General features: G+C 47.5%; 12 protein-coding genes. 5 read left to right on the forward strand and 7 right to left on the reverse strand.

Annotated elements, in window-relative coordinates; translation table 11 throughout:
• Positions 1 to 156: 156 nt before the first annotated feature.
• From JJU34_RS08870 to JJU34_RS08880, 3 genes are all read right to left on the reverse strand, one after another.
• On the reverse strand, positions 157 to 729 hold the full coding sequence (locus tag JJU34_RS08870; RefSeq protein ID WP_228691988.1) for a hypothetical protein: 573 nt from the start codon (positions 727 to 729) through the stop codon (positions 157 to 159).
• A 169-nt stretch (positions 730 to 898) separates the two neighbouring features.
• Positions 899 to 2527, reverse strand: a complete 1629-nt coding sequence (locus JJU34_RS08875; RefSeq protein WP_228691989.1) for a SusD/RagB family nutrient-binding outer membrane lipoprotein — start codon at positions 2525 to 2527, stop codon at positions 899 to 901.
• Between the two features lie 23 nt (positions 2528 to 2550).
• Positions 2551 to 5829 (reverse strand): SusC/RagA family TonB-linked outer membrane protein, encoded by a 3279-nt coding sequence (locus JJU34_RS08880; protein ID WP_228691990.1) that lies wholly within the window; start codon positions 5827 to 5829, stop codon positions 2551 to 2553.
• A gap of 669 nt (positions 5830 to 6498) precedes the next feature.
• Between JJU34_RS08880 and JJU34_RS21795 the strand changes: the two genes are divergently transcribed.
• The 4 genes from JJU34_RS21795 to JJU34_RS08900 all read left to right on the forward strand — a co-directional run bounded on the left by JJU34_RS21795 (position 6499) and on the right by JJU34_RS08900 (position 11500).
• Positions 6499 to 8523 carry a histidine kinase gene (locus JJU34_RS21795; protein WP_228691991.1) on the forward strand — a complete coding sequence of 675 codons (2025 nt, stop codon included), beginning with the start codon at positions 6499 to 6501 and terminating at the stop codon, positions 8521 to 8523.
• 2 nt (positions 8524 to 8525) lie between these two features.
• Positions 8526 to 9305 carry a LytTR family DNA-binding domain-containing protein gene (locus JJU34_RS08890; protein WP_228691992.1) on the forward strand — a complete coding sequence of 260 codons (780 nt, stop codon included), beginning with the start codon at positions 8526 to 8528 and terminating at the stop codon, positions 9303 to 9305.
• A 164-nt stretch (positions 9306 to 9469) separates the two neighbouring features.
• Positions 9470 to 10927 (forward strand): hypothetical protein, encoded by a 1458-nt coding sequence (locus JJU34_RS08895; protein WP_228691993.1) that lies wholly within the window; start codon positions 9470 to 9472, stop codon positions 10925 to 10927.
• A 45-nt stretch (positions 10928 to 10972) separates the two neighbouring features.
• Entirely contained in the window at positions 10973 to 11500 is a 528-nt protein-coding gene (locus JJU34_RS08900; RefSeq protein WP_228691994.1) for a hypothetical protein, read from the forward strand.
• A gap of 58 nt (positions 11501 to 11558) precedes the next feature.
• On the opposite strand, the gene JJU34_RS08905 is transcribed toward JJU34_RS08900, so the two are convergent.
• From JJU34_RS08905 to JJU34_RS08920, 4 genes are all read right to left on the reverse strand, one after another.
• On the reverse strand, positions 11559 to 13712 hold the full coding sequence (locus JJU34_RS08905) for an alpha-glucuronidase family glycosyl hydrolase (protein WP_366512688.1): 2154 nt from the start codon (positions 13710 to 13712) through the stop codon (positions 11559 to 11561).
• Positions 13713 to 13808: 96 nt separating this feature from the next.
• A complete protein-coding gene (locus tag JJU34_RS08910) occupies positions 13809 to 14405 on the reverse strand; it encodes an NUDIX domain-containing protein (protein WP_228691995.1) in 597 nt (198 codons plus the stop codon).
• A gap of 60 nt (positions 14406 to 14465) precedes the next feature.
• Positions 14466 to 16040 (reverse strand): serine hydrolase domain-containing protein, encoded by a 1575-nt coding sequence (locus JJU34_RS08915; RefSeq protein WP_228691996.1) that lies wholly within the window; start codon positions 16038 to 16040, stop codon positions 14466 to 14468.
• 47 nt (positions 16041 to 16087) lie between these two features.
• Complete coding sequence (locus JJU34_RS08920) at positions 16088 to 16672, reverse strand: phosphonate degradation HD-domain oxygenase (protein WP_228691997.1); 585 nt, start codon at positions 16670 to 16672, stop codon at positions 16088 to 16090.
• A gap of 301 nt (positions 16673 to 16973) precedes the next feature.
• On the opposite strand from JJU34_RS08920, the gene JJU34_RS08925 reads away from it, so the two are divergent.
• On the forward strand, positions 16974 to 18302 hold the full coding sequence (locus JJU34_RS08925) for a DUF5690 family protein (RefSeq protein ID WP_228691998.1): 1329 nt from the start codon (positions 16974 to 16976) through the stop codon (positions 18300 to 18302).
• Positions 18303 to 18306: the final 4 nt, after the last annotated feature.

Here is an 18306-nt window from a genome sequence, read left to right on the forward strand (position 1 = left end):
TAAATGGATGATAGATTAAAAGCCAGTGAATGCTGCATCACACACCATCCACTGGCTCCATAATTCTTCCCATGGAAAGAAACCCCAACAACGGATTGTCTCCCATAGCCTGAGGCGATTCAGGGTCAGCCCGCCAACTACACGGAATTTACAATCTTACAGCTCGTTCGGGTTTTGGGGATTGGGTACCCTTGCTTCCAATACCAAGGTCCCAAATCCAGGCAGATTGGTATAAAACTGTGCATACCGGCCAGTAAACCTCCCATCCAACGAGGGATTGTAGTTGTAATATTGCCCGTACTGAGAGAAGACGACCCCATCCGAGGTTGTGATCGCGTAGGTGATGCGAAACTCATCCCGAACAATACCGGCCTGGGCGACAGCTTGAGGCGTTAGCCCAAACAAAGCATACGCTTCTGCGCCAGTCATCGCAATCCGGCTGGGAAATGCCGTGTAGCTCCCTAGCGATACCGTAGCAGTACCCCTGCTTAGGAATATGTCGATTCTCTCCGCAGTATGCACATCAAACCCTTCGTAGTCCAGGTTGAACGCAACCTCAGAAGTCTCTAGTTGATTGATATTAAACCAATACTTGCCGGGCTCAATATCGGCTCGGGCGATGATACCGACCTCATAGTCTGGCATTTTGATGCTGTCATCCACCACACAGGCGGTAGACAACAAGCCAACTAGTGCTATTAGTGTAAAGAAATAATATGTACGTTTCATGTGTCTATAATTGATTTTTCAATGGTCACATGGAATCTCGCATGGCGGATAGTCATCCCACTGTGTGACGGCTACGTCATGCTCGATTTCATCTGTTTATAATTGTCTTTGAATGATCATAACTTCGTCCAAAAGGCTGGTTCGAAAACCGGTCCCAGTTTGCTAAAGGTCATGGAACTGCCCAAAACACGGGCTCAAATGGGTTTGGTTGATAGCCTGTAAGAGAAGGGTTGGTCTCCAGTTCAGAAACCGGAATGATGAACCTCTGTGGATAGGCTGGACTTCCCATAACGGGAGCTGTCACGGCAAAATCTGGAAATCCGGTCCTTCTGAAGTTGTTATACGCCTCTATCCCGTTGCCCCACAATGCCAATTGGTATTCAGTCATGATGATATTCAAGCGTTCGTCGTCTGTCTGAGCGCTGGCATAGGCGTTGGTGATGTCGGCGATATAGTTTTCAACTGCGGCATCGCTCATTTCAAAAGGGCTACCAACGATGGAAGGCATCTCGTCCGCACCAAACGATTTCACTTTTTGCATGGATAAGCGTATGCCCTCCTGAAGTAGAGACAGGGGATTTCCACTGACGTCGGTAGTTAGCGCCATCTCAGCGTGGAGAAACTTCACCATGTAAGAAGTCAACATGGGAAATATACCCCTGCCGGTACCATCGGCTGCCGTTACTGTTTTTGGTGCATCGGTATCTACCAATCCTCCCACTGGATATACACCAAACGTAGCGATCAAGGCTCCCTCATTGGAAAAGGCGGAAGGATCACCAGCATCTCGACCTAGGTAACCGGTACCTATCAATCCAATGGGACAACCTCCACCCGCACAGGTTACCACGGCGCCACTACCATCGCCGGGTACCTGACGGAAAATATAATACCTCAACCTGGGATCCTCGGTGTTTCGGTAGGAAACTCTTCTGCCTGTAGTCGCACTGATCCTACCGTCATTTAATAAGTTTGCCATTGTCCAGTTATCCATCCAGTAAGAAGTGGCCTGGTTGTAATGGTTGACGTGCAGCGGATGCCGGTTTTGATTAGGGCTTTGCTGGGATCCATACTTGAGTTGGAAGTCTTCGCCTATGGAAGAAATGAGATCTCCTTGAATCATCTGTGAAAAACCTTGTATTGAGTTAATGCTCCCTTCTTTACGGGTCTGAGCGTACATTTTCAACTTCAGCGTATTACCCATTTTCCTCCAATTTGCGAGGTTACCGTTGTAAATGACATCCCCTTGGATAGCACCGGTATGACTGGATATTTCCTGCAGCGCAAGGTCAATCTCTGTGAGAATATCTGCATAGATTTCTGCACCTCGGTCCAAGCCGGGAAATGTCACCTCAGGCTTCAATGCATCGAAGTAAGGCAAATCACCGTACAGGTCTACCATTACACTAAATGTATAGGCTTTCAGCAGACGGGCAATTCCTCTATACCCAACAGATGCTTCCGTAGCTCCATCGATGATGGTCTGTAGGTTTGCCAAGGGTCTGGAATACATGTTTATCCAAGAATTGCTATAAGTACCCTGGTTTTGTTCGTAATTACGAAGTGCGGTGATGTACCACATCCTCGTAAATGAACCGGCATTTGTATTGGGGTCATCCAGCAGGTTTGACACCAAGGACACCTGTGCATAGGACAGTGTGCTGGGCAAGACCAACTGGGTGGAGACATTCGGATCGTCGTTGATGTTAAGCAAGTCCTCTCCACAGGAAAACAAGCCCATCAAACTCAACAAACATCCTAGCCCGTATATCTTTATTTTTCTTAGCTGCGTGTTCATACTTATCGCTGGTTAAAGTCTCATTAAAAGGTAACAGAAAGATTTGCGCTAAACCTTCGCGTGGAAGGCACGCCGATAAAATCGATCCCCCGGAGACCTGGAAAGGTGCTCGTTTCAGGATCCAGATTTAAGCCTGGGTGGAAATTGGGTGTTATAAACCACAGGTTTCTTCCGGACACGCCAAAATTTGCACTACCAAATGGCGTCTTTTGCAACAGCTTGGAAGGTAGACTATAGGTCACTGCCAACTCACGCAGTCGGAACACCGTGGCATCAAACGTATGAAACTCCTCCGCACCATTCCAACCAAAACTTCCCCGGTCATACCACCAGTTAAAATTCGTGATATTGATCGTGTTCGCAATCTTGTTACCGTTTGCATCTGTGGCGGCAAGATAGTTGCCACTTTCATCTCTCACCAGGCTCCCATCGGCATTTCTGGCTGCGATATACCCTGGCATAATGCGGGAAACCATTCTGTCACCGGGGTCATTGGTCAACCCACGACCTACAATCTCCCTGTTGGACTTAGAATACAAATCTCCCCCCTGTACCCAGTCAAATACCACGGACATCTGAAGGCCCTTGTAGCTAAAATTATTGGTAATACCCATTACAAAATTGGGATTAGGATCACCGATCACCCTCGGCTCGGGGTCGTCTAGGTACTTTCCGAAGGTGGTACCCGGCAATCCGTCAATCAGCAAGTTTCCTTCTGCATCGCGGATGGCTTTTCGCCCCACCAATACGCCAAAGGGTTGACCGGTACGATGTACAATCTGTACAATCTCACTGGATCCAGCCAGGCTGGTAAGTACGATTTGATCCACACCTTCTTGTAGTTCCAGCACCTCGTTTCGGTTACGGGTAAAGACGGTATATACATTCCAATTGAACCCGGTTGGCGAAGTGAGTAATTTCAAGTCAAGCCCTAGCTCAATGCCATGGTTTCTTACCCTACCGATATTGACCACTTGGGTTGCTGAACCGCTGGATGGTGGCACGTTGATCGCTGTGATGCCATTGCGGGTGACACGGTCGTAGTAGGTAATGTCCAGTCCAATACGCTGATTAAACATCATCAACTCGGTACCAAACTCTAACTCGGTGGTCAGTTCAGGCTTCAGTTGAGGGTTCCCTCTGTTGGTGTTTACCGCTGAACCATTGACTGTTCCAAACTGATTTGCAAATGGGAACTGCGTAGAACTTCCACTTTGATTTACCCGCTGGTTAAGCAAGAAATTATTGACAGTAAGGTAAGGATCTGCGTCATTACCTACCTGTCCCACACCTGCCCGTACCTTGGCATAGTCTAAGAAACCTCCGCCTATGTTCAATGCATCCGTCAGAATAAAGGAAGTGGAAACGCCGGGATAAAAATAGGACCGGTTTTCTTCGGGCAATGTCGACGACCAGTCGTTTCTGGCAGTGAAGTTGACAAACGCCCATTCGTCATATGCCAACGACACGTCGGCAAACACGCCCGCAAATCTTCGTCTGGCAAACCGATCCTGAAGCACAAATTGAGCCGAGGTGTTGGATAAGGTTCTAATGCCTCGCTCGATGATGCCGTTGCCGCCAAATTGGGACACAGAATTGGTTCTTTGGTTGATATTCCAACCGAGCAAAGAACTGAGATACCACTTACTCGAAAGCTCTCTATTTACGCCGATCAGCAGGTTTCCATCCAATTCTCCGTTTGAGAAAGTGGCCGTTTCCATGGTTCCAGATTGCTCTATCGCGGAGCCAAATCCATTTGGTTCAAGCATGGAAAACCGTCGGTCGGTATAGGCATTAAACCCAAATTGATACGAAACATTTAGCCAATCGGTGATATCATAGGCCAACTTTAAGTTGCCAAAATATCGATCTACATGGCTATCGTTGTAGGTATTGTTTGCGACCCATCGTGGATGGTTCACTGTACGGTAATACATGGCTCCTCCGTCTTCTTCCCGTTGGAAGGGGTAGGCATCTGCATTGAAGCTGGTTGGCATCCATTGCACCAACTGAGAAGCTGACTGACCACCAAAGTTTCCACTACCTAAGGAAGGATTCTTCTGCACCGTGTTCACATAGTTTAAGCCTGCACTGATTTTTAGGCCGTTTTCCAACTTGGCGTTGCCCCCAATATTTCCGCTGATTCTATTTACAGAAGAATTCGGGATGATGCCCGTATTATCCATCCAAGATAGTCCCGCGGAGAGCGATGCGGCCTCGGAGCCACCTTGAACAGAAACAGCATGTTCCTGCAATCGTCCCGTTTCGTAAAAATTCCGGTATTTATCAATGTGCGGCTCGTAGGGAACATTATCCCCACGCCGAGCAACTGCCTGAAAGGAAGGTAAGTTTAGGAAGGGTCCCAACGCAGGATTGGTATAGGGGTGGGGCACCGTTTCATAGGCAGCATACGGAGCACCAAATGACCCAAAATAATTTTCGATGTACACGTTGCCATTGCCCCCCTGACCATACTCGGTCTGATAGTCGGGAAGTTTCGCGATCTCCTCGGTACCGTAGCTGGCCCGGTAGTTTACCTCCATTCCCTTATTCGAAGGCTTGTTACCGTTTTTGGTGGTGATGATAATCACTCCGTTTTGGGCCCTCGAACCATACAAAGCAGCTGCGGCTGCACCCTTCAAAACCGTCACTGACTCCACAATATTGGGGTCAATATCAAATGCCCGGTTGGTGGAGGTATTGCCCCGATTATCTGCATGCCCTTGAATGGAGTTGTCAAAAGGGATCCCATCCACGACAAATAAAGGCTGATTATTACCGGTCAGTGAAGAACTTCCCCGGATGGTGATGTTCGTGTTTCCGCCGGTTACACCCCCGCTTCCTTGAATCAATACGCCGGCTACCTTTCCATTCAACGAGCGAATCAGGTCCGGCTCCGAACGCTGAGCAATATCCCTGTCGCCCAGCTCTGAAACGGCGTAGCCAAGGCCCTTCTTCTCCCGCTCAATACCGATAGCGGTTACCACTACCTCATTCAAGCTGCTGACGTCCGGCTGCATGGTGACGTTTACCACGGAGCGGCCACCGACTTCTACTTCACGCTTAGACATGCCTATAAACGAAAACACCAGAACGTTACTTCCAGCCGGCATCTCTATGGAATAGGCTCCGTCCATATCTGAGACGGTACCCACACTGGTACCCTTTACGAGGATACTTACTCCCGGAATAGGTTCATTGCCCTCTGAGGAAACGACGATACCGGATACACCCACTTCTTGAGAAAACGAATATTCTGCACTCAAAGCAATAAGCCAAATAACTAATAACCATTTTTTCATAAAACGAGGGTTTGGTGACAAGGGAATTTAGGATGCTCAAAGAAAATTTCACCCTCCGTTTAAAAAATTCCGAACATTCAAAAATTAAACGATTACAACACGCTGTTTTTCAGCTATTTAAAATGAATTAAAAATTGAATTATATCAGTTACACTCGCCTAAAAAACACCTATTTACGCATACTCGCACAAAAAATCGGCAAAAATCATTGCAAAAACCTATCTGAATTAAATTTTACTCTTACCTATTTTTACCAAATTTTTACTACTTAAGTCTTTTAATTACCATTTTACTATTTCCAACTGATTTAATATAGATTTTTATTATTTAAATTGCCTTTAAATAAGGTATTTAAACAATTTTCTTCTTGTCTATTTTTTTACCTATTTTATTATTATCAGACCGTTTTACGTCCCTATTTGATTTTTTACAACCCTATTTTTTCGATATACATAACTATCTATTTATAGAACCCTTTATTTCCTATTCCCTTTGATGGATAATATAGTCTAAGATTATTCAGTAAGGAATGAAGCCAGAAGCTATGGCCCGCCATAGATATTCCAGTATTCGAAATTCCACTTGCACTACCCTTCGCCCGTCTGTACCTATCCGGTAGCCTACTTAGCATGAGTTTTGGTATAATTAACACAAACTGATGGAGGAAAGGTGAGAAAAGGAACAATAACCATAAAGATCAATCTTTGGGTTGCTGCATTTTTGATATTAATAAAGGGGGTGGCTTCTGCACAGGGTGCATTGGATAGTCTGAGGAATGCCGCAGAAACCGCGGAAAAAAAACCTAACCGGATACGGGCCTATATCGATCTATCTAGACAGGTACATCGCATCGACCCCAATGATCCAGAAGACCTTTACTACGCAGAGCTTGCAGTTAAAATCTCCGAAGAGTTTGGCGATACGCTCCTTTGGGCAGAGAGTCTAGACAACATGGGCCTACTCCATCGATTCCATTCAAGGTTCGGGCAAGCGATTCCTTTACATCGCCAAGCATTGGAGCTGATAAGGGAAAAACCAATTGATGCCTATTTTAAGATGCGATTCGCTAACAACGCAGGCGTAGCTGCACGCTACCACGGGGCTTTTGATGTGGCGGTTGATCACTACCTGTATGCACTAAAAATAGCAGAAAAAGAGGGTGATCTACGAAATATCGCCATAGCCAGTAACGGTTTGGGTAATTCCTTTAGCCAACTTGAAGGGAATGAAGAAGCAGCGCTGTACTATTACTTAAAAGCGCTGGAGGTGGAGAAGCAACGGGAAAACAGTCTAGGCATGGCCATGAACTTTCTGTCCATCAGTAGTCACCACATTAATAGTCAGGCATACGATACAGCCCGTAAGTACTTAGCCGAGCTAGAATCGATCAATACGATACGTAAAGATAAGCATGGGCTCGCAATGACCTATGAATACATGGGACATGCCTACTATGAGGAAAACAAGGATCTTGCAAACGCCGACCGCTATTATCTTCAGGCATTAACTATGTTTGAGAAGCAAGACCTCCCCCATAAGGTAGCCGAAATACACCTTGCGCTAGGCAAGGTAGCATTGAAGTTTAATCAAAAAAGCGCTGCTATGGATCGATTTGGCAGAGCTTTAGAGATCGCTAAAGATATAGGTGCCAAAAATATTGCTAGTGAAAGTGCCGGGTTACTTTCAGAAACCATGGAAACCCTAGGCGATTTCCGCAGATCTCTAAAATACTACAAAATCGCCGACGCTTATAAAGACAGCATAAAGCTGACTGAACAGGAAGTCACCATAGCAGGTTTGAAACTGGCTTACGATTTTCAGAAAAAAGAAAACGAAATCCAGCTACTCCGAGCCGAAAACGAGTTAAGGCATCAGGAAATTGAACTGCAAAAAGAAAAAAACACGCGGGAGCGCATACTCCTCCTGGGCATCTTGCTATTCTTGACAGTAAGTTTGGGAATCGTTTTGCTGTGGTTACGTACCAAAAACCTGCAAAAATCTTTGGCCCTTCAAAGAGAGGCACAAGCACGGTCAGAGGCAGAGTCCACCTTTCAAAACAACCTGCTTCAGGCTGAAATACTCGCTACCCGGATGCAGCTAAATCCTCATTTCCTTTTCAACTGCTTGAACTCTATAAAACTGCTCATACAGAAAAACGAGGGTAAACAAGCAATCAAATACCTCTCCTCCCTCAGCAAATTCATCAGGGATATGTTGCAAACTAGTAGCGTACCTACAATCTCCCTGCCGGATGAACTACAGCTCACAAAAAAATACATCGCCCTAGAGGAAAACCGGTTTAAGGAAAAACTTTCTGTACAGGTATGTTCAGGAGACGTAGGCGAAGAAAAGTTAAAAGCCATCCAACTGCCTCCCATGATTCTACAACCCTTTGTAGAAAATGCCATATGGCATGGACTCTTGCCTAGCACAGAGGAACATAAAAAGCTGGAGATATCCTGCCGACGAAAAGAAAACGGCTATCGTATCAGCGTTCGGGACAACGGCGTTGGTAGAAAAAAAACGGCCTTCCCTTCTACACAGACCCATAAGAGTATGGGGTTAAAAATTACAGAACAACGCATTGCGCTATACAATCAACTTTCAACCACCAAGCTGAGTCTAAAAATCATCGACCATGATACCGACTTAACAGAATATTCCGGTACAGAAATTGTCTTAGATATCGAGTAACCATGACAGAAACACCTTTGAAAATAGCTATCGTAGACGATGAGCGGCATTGCATAGAGAGTTTGGAACTAGACTTCGAGTCGCTATCTACACCGGTAGAGATTATATTTAGCTCCCCAAACCCAAAAATTGCTTTGGCGGAGATACCCAAGTTGCCCATAGACATTCTCTTTTTGGATGTGGAGATGCCCTTTTTAAACGGGTTCGAATTGCTGGATCAGATAGACCCTATTTCCTTCGATGTAGTCTTTGTCACCGCACACAGTGAATATGCACTGGAGGCATTTAAAAACAAAGCTTTTCAATTTCTGCTCAAACCGGTAGATCTCGACGACCTAGAAGAAATCCTTTCCGATTGGACTGAAAAAAATGCAAGTACGCAATACCTCATCAACGGTGTTGTCGCAAAGCAGTTGGTAAAACTCATCAAAAACGAGGGACTAATCAAAAATAAAATTGCCGTTCCGGTCTCTGACGGGTTCGAGTTTCTCGAAACCGACCAGATCGAGTACTGCGAGAGTGATAGTAACTATACCCGGATTTTTCTGTCAAATGGTACCCACGTGCTTATCTCGAAAACCCTAAAGGAGGTTGAGCGAACCCTCACCTCATTTTTATTTTTACGGATACACCAACGCTACCTTATCAATCCCAATTATCTACGCAGATTCAGAAAAACAGACGGTGGATTTGTTGAGATGAAAGGAGGCGCACTACTGCCGGTAGGCAAAACAAAACGAGGTCTTTTGACCGAGTTTTTTGAGATTGTGAGCCGAGGCTAGCAATTCAGATTGCTCCAACGCACCCATTCGACCAAACACGTACTAACCGAAGCCTGAAAATTACTCATTGATAACCACACCTTAATCATTGCCTGTTTTTACCCGAGGTATAACTGCGGATATTGCAGCGTTCTTTTAAAAACGCACCATTAAACAACATTTCAATGACTACTATTTCTAGATGCTACCGATGGGTAACACCTATGCTTTTTATGCTGATTTTTGTTGCCTGTGAAGAGGATAGTATCGATGATCGGCCCAGTACACTCTCCCTAGATTTACCCAGCCAAGTCTCTGGATGGTTCAACGAACCTATCTCTCTAAATGCTTCTGCCTCAAGAGACGCGGCGGGTCTACCAATTAGCTATCATTGGGAGGTGGTAAGCTTTCCAGGGGATCACTTTGACCCCAAATCATTAGACCAAGACCGGACGGCAATAGCCAAATTTACACCTATGAACGTAGGTGAATTTGTCTTCGAGGTAACTGCCTCGACGGAGTTTGAGCAGCAAAAAGGCCGGATCCGTGTGATTGTAGACGCTGAAACAATTATCATTCGTTCAAACCGAATTGGAGTTGTGGAACAATGGCGCAAGACTACCCCTGAAGGAATTCCTGATTACCGGGTTGAAGGTCCCATTTCGCTCAACGATACCGAGATAACTGTAGAGGAAGGTGTAGTGATCGAAATGGCAGAAAACGCATCACTGACAGTAAATACCGGTAGCTTCTTTCATGCAGTAGGCACAGAAGATGAACCCATAACGATCCGAGGCACAGAACAAACGAGAGGATACTGGTCAAGCCTTCGATTCGCCAGTGGCAGCTCCAACAACCGACTGGTACACGTACACCTTAGCGACGGAGGAAGAAATAGAAACAACGACCGTGGTATGGTTACCTTTGCCGCTAACGCCCGCCTGCATATAGAAGCCTGTAGGCTGAGTAATGCTCAAAATAGCGCCCTGGAACTTGGGGTTGTAACTTCGCGCTCAGGCCTCCAAATAACGCATTTGAAAAATGACTATAAAAACAACGAAAGATCGGTATACACCAGCGCAAGCTACTACCACGTTCTCGATGGAGAATCCGACTACACTGGTAACGATATCGACGCCATAGTAGCCATACAAAGCGGGATAAACCTAACCCAAGGCTCTCTCACTTGGCAAAAACTTAATGTCCCCTATCGAACAGGTCAGATCACAGTCACTACCGAATTGACGCTATCACCCGGTGTGCACCTCCAGTTTGGGCCAAACACGGCCATGTTGGTGAGTGGTAACGGAACACTTACTGCAGAAGGAACGTCAGATGAACCTATAAGAATAGAGGGTGTGGAATCCCGTCCAGAAGAATGGAGAGGCATCTACTTTCGATCAGAAAACTCCAATTTACTACAACACATTGAGATCCGAGGGGCAGGGTCCAGCGGGCTGACTTCTGGCGCACCTCGCGCAAGCATTTTGCTACGAGGAGGTAAGCTTGCGATAGACAACGCCACATTTATCGATGGAGGGAACAATTACGCCATTGCCTACTTCGTGTCGCGGCCCGACCTCAATATGGGAGAAAACATCAGCGTGGTAAATATGCCCGAACCATTTACCAACATAGACTAGCCAACCGAGTATTCACATGTACGATAAATTAAACGTTAAAAACAGATGAAGATCAACTATTTAAAGAAATTATCAATCCTTATACTTATTACCTTTAGCCTGGGATTGGTATCCTGTGAAGATGATGACACACTCCCGGAATCCTTCAATGCCTCCTTTCTCGTAAACGATACGGAGTTTAATGCCATTGGAGAGTTTTTATCTATTCCAAGTGGCTTTGATGATCTCCATGTAACCTCCTTCGAATTTACGGACAAGCTGAATATTACTGAATCAACCTTCCTAATAGGGATCAGCCGCTATGATTCGCAACCCTGGGAACCGAGCACTGGTCTATACAGCATGAGAAATAGCTACCTCGCAGGCGGGGAAACCGGCCGCTTTGGTGCCGGGGTAACTTGGTGGGATGAAAACCGACAAGCAACCATCTACTCGGAGCTGGACCGGGGGTTTATTCGAATACGTGAAGTCACCGATACTCGAATCTCGGGCGACTTCGAATTCACCTTAACCGCTCCCGAAACAGGCGCAGAACTAAGGGTCGTCGAGGGACGATTTAACCTCCCCAGATAAAAAAAAACGGTAGCCACAAACTAGGACAGCTACCGTTTTTTATTTAATGATCTCTTCATCAAATTCCCGGCACAAAAAACCTTCTAAATCCTTGATAGTATTCCAAATCATGTGCTGCGGCCTCTACACCCGCAGGTAACGGTTGCTGAGAAAATTGCTGGAAATACAACAGGCAGGCATCCCTCCACCATTCGGCTTCGGAAACTTGAATAGCCAGGAAGGATCGCATGTGCTCAAACATTGCCTCATCGATACGGCCATCTAGTGCCAACCATGTCTGCTCCATCCATCGGGCTCCTTCCACCCCCCGCTGATACCTCAACGCCATTTCCTCCCAAAGGGTGTTTCCTGTTGAGAGTTTCTTATCCCAAGCCACTCGGTGAAACCACAGCAGGTAATCTAATGAAATGTTGTCCGGATTGCGCCATTGATTTCTTACCTCGGGCGCGTATTGCTCCAACGCATTGCTTCCCGATTCCGTCCGATCAAAGCCAATCCCGTCCTCGGATGCGCGATGGTAATAGGTGGCCGTCCAATCATCCCTCCTGCCACCGGTCACCCAGGGCCCCGGACCCCAATGATGACTTCTGGCCATGATGTGATGGAGCCCTAGCGGCGTCATGTAGTCGACCAAGATCTCATGGGACTTCATCATCACATCCACCACCGGATCCACAAAGGACGGATCGTTCGTAAAGGTCATCTTCAACCAATCCTCGGCAATTTCACGGATATCGGCATCCGGGTTCCATGCCAGGCGGCCAAAGCTATACCAGTCTCCCTGTGCCATGGGATGACCGGTCCAATTTCGATCTGTACCGATATTGGCGACACCGGCAATAGCGGTATGCCGATATCCATGTAAACTCCCATCCAACACGTTGCTTACGGTGCTTCCAGCACCTTTGGCATACGTGTCTGCCTGTAAGACCTCCTCCCACATAGAGGCTAAATTTACCCAATGGGTGTCCTGACCCAGGTATTCCTTTGTGATCTGAAACTCCATCATCAGAGGAGTTTCCGGCATGGCACCAAAAAGCGGGTGAAAGGGCTCTCTGGGCTGAAAGTCCAACGGCCCATTCTTCACCTGAACAATCACATTATCGTTGAATTTTCCGTCCAATGGCTTGAATTCGTCGAATGCCTGCTTGGTGCGGTCTGTGGGCGTGTTTTCGCTATACACAAAGGCCCTCCACATCACTAACCCTCCGTGCGGCTCTAGCGCCTCTGCAAGCGCATTGGCTCCATCCGCTTGGGTTCTCCCGTAGTTATGAGGGCCGGGCTGTCCTTCTGAATCGGCTTTAACCAGAAAACCGCCAAAGTCAGGGATGTACCGGTAAATCTCGTCGGCTTTCTTCTTCCACCATTCCCGCACGGCAGGATCCAAAGGATCGGCTGTTTCCAGCCCGTCCAGCTGCATGGGAGCATTGAACCGGGCCGTTAAAAATACCTTGATACCGTAGGGCCGGAATGCATCTGCAAGCGCGGCTGCCTTTTCCAAATACACAGGAGTGAGCACCAACGCATTCGCATTGACATTGGTGATGGAGGTGGCATTTATACCGATGGATGCGTTGGCCCGCGCATAATCTATGTACTGTTGGTCTATGTGTTTGGGCAGTCGATGCCAGTTCCAAATACTGAATCCGGCATAACCCCGCTCAACGGTGCGGTTGAGGTTATCCCAGTGATTGAGCATGCGGGTTTGAATTTTCGGATTTTCCAGCACCTCCAGCGAGGTCAGTGGCTGCCTGGTCTGAATGGCCTTCAACAAGCCAAAGGTGCCGTACAGCAACCCAATTTCTGTATTCGAGGTGACAAACACGCGTCCTTCCAACGCAAATAAGGCATATCCATCCTCTGAAAGAGATGCGAGCTTATCTGCCTGAGCACTAGCGACGGAATTGGGCAGTAAGGATACCTTACCAATCCAAATTTTGGGATCGGCGGATTCTCCCACTGAGGAGAAATCATCCCCAGGAAAAAAACCACTTCCAGCTAGCTGTAGCTCCTTACGGATCACTGCGTCCGTGTCGGAATGCCCCATCACTTGGATCTGACTGAAGAAAACCCGGTAGCTATCCCGCTCCCTAGCGTCCTCAATAGGGGCATATTGCAGCCACAGCTTGTAACCCGGATCGGCTTGTACAGGAAGTTGAAAACAAACAAACAGGCAGAATGCCCACAAGAATTTGCGATAGTAACTCATCATTGTTATTTGGTTTGAATAGGTTTGGAAAACCAAAATACATGATTTTGGCTTCGCAACCAATTCAGATCCCCATACTAGCCGCACTTTTGGGCAATTTCACCAACCTGGTACCGAGGCGCCTGCCAATTTCAGCGCATAATGCTGCAACAGGAGAATGGTTTTGGCATCTTGGATTTCACCGGCATAGACCATTTCCATGGCCTGCTTTAGGGGAACTTCCAGCAACTCGATGTCCTCCTGTTCCTCGTCGCGGCCACCACCATCCTCCACCTTCATCTGGTCATCGTATGCAGCAACGAAGAAGTGAAGCTTTTCTGTCACCGCACCGGGAGAGCTGTAAGCTTCAAAGACTTTTTGAACATTTTTGACCCGATACCCAGTCTCTTCCATGGCTTCGCGCTTGATGGTTTCTTCGGGGTTTCCCTCGTCTATCATCCCGGCACACACCTCAATCAAAAACCCGCTTTCATGCCCATTGATAAAGGCAGGAAGCCTAAACTGCCTGGTCAATACTACCGTTTTCCGTTCCTCGTGATACAAAAGCAGGGCTGCACCATTGCCCCGGTCAAAGGCCTCCCGGACCACCGTTTCCGTGATTCCATCGCTACGCCTATATGCATAAGTCACCTTCTTCAGCGTATAATAGTTATCCGAGAGAATCTCTGTGGTCAATATCTTAGCTCTATCACTCATATTTCTAAATCGTCTAAACCCTACCCAAAAACCGTCTTGCAAGCACTCCCCCAATCTTGGTCAGGAATCAAGTAACCTCACATTCACCTGCTGAATAAACCCCTCCTTCTCAGGGTTCAGCGTGAAAAAGACCTCCACGTTACCGTTGGCACATTCCAACACCAGGTATCCCCTCAACTGATTCAGTGGTGTGATTTCCGAAACGCGCAGGATAGATCCGGCTTGGTCCAGCACTTGGGTCACTTGGGACTTTCTACTTTCATAAGAGCTGTCCAGAAAAAAGTTATCCGCAAAAATAGCCAGCCGATCCTCCGGCCAACCGCCCGTTAAGACTTCCAGGAGCTCATTCTTTCGTTGTTCAAGTAGGGGTGAAGGTTTTAGTTTTCTGGGCTTCAGATCCGCCAACGCAATCAACGTATCCAAAGCTTGCGCATTTAACACCCCCGGCGATCCATAGGTACGGTTGCTGAATGAAACAATGCCAATTCCATATTCGGGATAGATACGCCATTCACTGCCAAACCCGGGCAGTCCTCCACTATGGGCGATCCTCACCCGCTCCCTGCAATCCTTTAGCCAACTAAGCCCGTAGCCGTAGGCAGTTGCGGATGCACAGTCTGTCCCTAAGGGTGTCTTGGCATGAACCAGTAGGCTATTAAAACGAACCGGTTGGTGCATTTCGCGTAGGGTGCTACGCTTTACGGGCCCTGCCTCAGCCTCGTTTCTCGGCGGCCAAGCATCCAAGTGATACGCCACATACTTGCTGAAATCATCGATCGAACTGATCAAACCGCCCATAGCCCCATAGGCGCCATCGTGCAGGTAGGGTTCGGGTTCCCATGTGCCGCCTGTCCACCGATATCCCCAAGCCAGCGTCTCATCCGGAATATCCGTGTATTCCCATTTGGTGTCGTGCATACCCAATGGAATCAGAATTTCTTCCGTAATATACCGCTGATAGGTTCTTCCACTTACCACGTGTATGACCTTTCCCAAAAGTGCATAGCCCAAATTACTGTACTCGTAGGTTATTCCAGGCACATTGGAAAGCGATAGGCCCTGCCTCAGCACATCCAATAGCTGCTCGTCCGAGACGTCCAACTGCCGATCCCCCCAAGGGTTGTCTTCTGGAAACCCGGCAGACATGGTCAACAAATGCTGTAAGGTGATCTCCGGCGCATCGGTTGTGAGCCTACCGGCTTTTTCCATCTCGGGGAGGTAGTTGACTACCGGATCCATTAGATCCAGCTTCCCCTCGTCCCTCAATTTCAAAATCGCAAGGGCTGTAAAGCTTTTGCTCATGGAAGCGATGCGGTACAGCGTTCGACTGCTAGCCTCCTGACCGGTCTCTAAATTGGCCGTGCCCATGCTGGCGCTGTATTGCAACCGACCTCCCGCAATGATGCCGAAACTCAACGAGGGATAGTGATTCTTCTCGGCGAAATCAAAAAACATCTGCTGTACCAGGGGATAGGCGTCCCCCAATCGATGAAAGGAAGTACTGTCCTCAAAGGTCGGAACCACATAGCCGGGGGTGCTTGAAAAACTCCCAGCCTCATCTGCGGTTTCTACCTGAGGGCTTTTGCAGGCTATGGCCATCAAACATCCGAAGCAAAAGAGTAGGGTAGTTTTCATATACATGCTTTTTAACCGTATGGACCTGAATGGTCTCAGGCTATAGGCTAATTGGAGGATAAAATAGACCTTGCCATAGACTTGTAACCATCCAGGTCCGGCAAGGGCACGGACATTTCCTTTGCCTTTTCATCCCATTCCCTCATCTTAAGAATCAACGGGTGGTCCGGGTCGGCCTCAAATGCCGCCGCCTCTTCTGCTGTCATGACGCCTCCTTGATAGCTAAGCGTCTGTTTGCTTGCTTCGGAAAGCTTTTGGAAGTATTCAGGATACCTAAAGGTAAGGTAGCGCTTGGCCTCCACGTGGCTTTCCACCAGCTTGGCCATTAATTCCGGAAAACCCAGATCTCTTAAAAAATCTGCACCTATCTTTTCGTGATCCAGCACACCAAAGCCTCCCATTTCCTCGAGCTGTTCTTGCTGGGCAAAAAGGTGACCAATGTCGTGAAATAAGGCTGCCAATACAACGGTGTCATCGTACCCTTCTGCCTCGGCCAACTGTGCTGCCTGACACATGTGCTCCATTTGGGAGACGGGCTCTCCTATATAGTCGGCATCGCCAAAGGACTCGTACAACTTGAATGCTTCCTGAATCCTTTGTTCAGTGCTCAGCGAAGAATAATCTTTTCTCATATTCGGCGGGGACCATTAGATGGTTGTAAAACAAAATTGCATCGTCTGCAGCTACGGCAAAAGATCCTCCCTATGGAGGTCAAATCTGCGAAGCAGAAAATCATCTGCTAAAAATAACAAATATTTTACTTTCGTGATCCGCGCAAGTCCGTTTGTTTATTTATTTTTAGCGCATCGAATGACCAATTGGTGACTGCTCGGAGATTGGCTTTCCCACGCCCATCTCCTGCACACCCGAGGGGCATTGACCACTAAGCTAATTCCTGCCTTCTGAACCAAACCATAGGCCTAACCACTACACATGCTCCGAATTCCATCCGTTTCTAACAAGCTATCCTCCAGCGGGCCTTTCGCCATGAGCCTCTTCGCGGCCTGCATGGCATTTTTGACATACAGCAGCATGTATGCCTTTCGGAAACCCTTTGCCGCGGCCACTTTTGACGGGGAGAGCCTCTGGGGTATGGACCTGAAGGTTTGGCTGATCCTGGCCCAAACCCTCGGCTACATGGCAAGTAAATTTTACGGAATCAAGATGATCTCCGAGCTAACCAAGGAACGGCGCGCCATCCTTATTCTTGGGTTGATCGGTGTTTCTTGGTTGGCTTTGCTGGGCTTTGCTATATTACCAGCCCCGCTGAATATTCTATGCTTTTTACTCAACGGCTTTCCGCTGGGCTTAATTTGGGGGTTGGTATTTCACTACTTGGAAGGACGAAGGTTTACCGAGATGATGGGCAGTATCCTGGCGGTAAGCTTTGTTTTCTCTTCCGGATTTGTCAAAACGGTCGGCAAATTCCTGTTGGACACCGTGGAAGTAAACCCCTACTGGATGCCATTCTGGACAGGAGCCCTGTTTATGCCTCTGTTGGCCTTTGCGGTGCTCATGCTAAACCAAACACCTGACCCCAGTGGAGACGACATTGCGCTCAAAACCGAGCGACTACCCATGTCCAAAAAACATCGGCGAGCGTTTTTTCGCAATTTTCGCCCGGGAATCATCTTGTTGATTTTGGTGTACATGATGCTGACTGCATTGAGAGACATTAGAGATAATTTTGCGGTTGAGATATGGGAAGGGCTAAATATCGAGGTGAATCCCGAACTGCTCACCCAAACAGAGATCCCCATCACCTTGATCCTATTGCTGATGATGAGCCTTCTGGTCTTGGTCAAGAACAATCAAAAAGCGCTTTTTCTGTACCATGGCATCATCATCGGCGGACTACTACTGTGTGTGGGGACCACGGTGATGGTTCGTGGGGAATTGATCGCCCCGTTTTGGTGGGTAGTGGCTACTGGTACGGGAATTTACATGGCGTATATCCCTTTTAACTGCCTGCTGTTTGACCGACTCTTAGCGGCTTTCAAATACGTGGGAAATGTGGGGTACCTGATGTACCTCATAGATAGCTTTGGGTATTTGGGTTCTGCCGGTATCATGGTGTTTAAGCAGTTTGGAAACGTGCAGGAGCTTAGCTGGTTGCAGTTCTATGGCAATAGTTTGTTGATTTTACTCAGTCTGGGCATCGTGTTTATGCTCATCAACGGGCTGTATTTCTATCGAAAACTGACCCACAGCGAACGTTCCAAGGTATCCACATCAATCACCCACCCAGTTTCTACCAATTAGCCTT

Origin of the sequence: Lunatimonas sp., assembly GCF_020832325.1 — a bacterium.
Lineage (GTDB): Bacteria > Bacteroidota > Bacteroidia > Cytophagales > Cyclobacteriaceae > Lunatimonas.